General features: G+C 63.6%; 1 pseudogene. It reads right to left on the reverse strand.

Annotation, left to right across the window (positions count from 1 at the left end):
• A pseudogene (locus EN804_RS36470) lies at window positions 1–291 on the reverse strand (LPS-assembly protein LptD); the annotation flags it as partial.

Genomic DNA, 291 nt, shown 5'->3' on the forward strand with positions numbered 1-291 from the left:
AAGGCTCGCATGCGGTGTAGATGCCGTTGTGGAACGTCGTCAGCACGCCGCCCATGCGCTCGCCGCTCTCGGCAGCGAAATAAGCCTTCTCGACCGTCTCGACACGCAGCGCGTTGACGAAGCCGTCGGCGAAATCGTCGGTGATGTCGATATGGTCGGAGTTGATCTTGGTGCCGTCGCTGTTGATCAGCTCGACGGCGCCGCTGGCGACGAGGCGCTTGGTGTCGCGGTTGTACACCACGCGCTGGGCGACCAGCTTGTTGCCGCCATAGTCGATCTGCACGCCGCCGA

It is taken from the genome of Mesorhizobium sp. M8A.F.Ca.ET.161.01.1.1 (genome assembly GCF_004792105.1).
GTDB lineage: Bacteria > Pseudomonadota > Alphaproteobacteria > Rhizobiales > Rhizobiaceae > Mesorhizobium.